This window comes from Mitsuaria sp. WAJ17, assembly GCF_014174515.1.
GTDB lineage: Bacteria > Pseudomonadota > Gammaproteobacteria > Burkholderiales > Burkholderiaceae_C > Roseateles_B.
On sequence record NZ_JACJUG010000111.1, the window covers coordinates 1 to 479 of the forward strand.

General features: G+C 67.6%; 1 protein-coding gene. It reads right to left on the reverse strand.

The window, feature by feature from the left end; all coding sequences use genetic code 11:
• A partial coding sequence (locus H5407_RS23595) for a TolC family protein (RefSeq protein WP_183106920.1) occupies positions 1-479 on the reverse strand: 479 nt, incomplete at both ends.

A 479-nucleotide genomic window follows, 5' to 3' on the forward strand; every position in this document is an offset into this window, starting at 1 on the left:
AAGTTCACGGTGACCCCCAGCGAGGCATTCTTGGTCGTGCCCACGCCCGACTGGATCGCAGCCGCGCCGCTCAGGTTGTTGTGCAGGTTCTGCGCGCCCAGGCTGCCGGTCAGGTCCACCGTCACGCCCTCGGCGGCCTTGGCCTTTTGCGTCTCCAACTGCGCGACTTCCAGCCCCAGACGGGCCTTGCGCACGCCGGGATGCTGTTCATCGGCCTGAGCCACCCAGGTGTCGACATTGGTCGAGGGCAGCGCCGGCAGCGCCACCGGCACCGCCAGCGGCTTGGGCTCCACACCCACCCGGCCGACGATCTGGTCCAGCGTCACGCGCTTGACGCGCAGATCGTTGTCCGCGGCCAGTTCCTGTGCGGTGGCCAGGTCGTACTTGGCCTGCGCCTCACGGGTATCGGTGATGGTGGCGGTGCCCACCTCGAAATTGCGCTTGGCCGAGGCCAGTTGCTCACTGATCGCGGTCTTGTT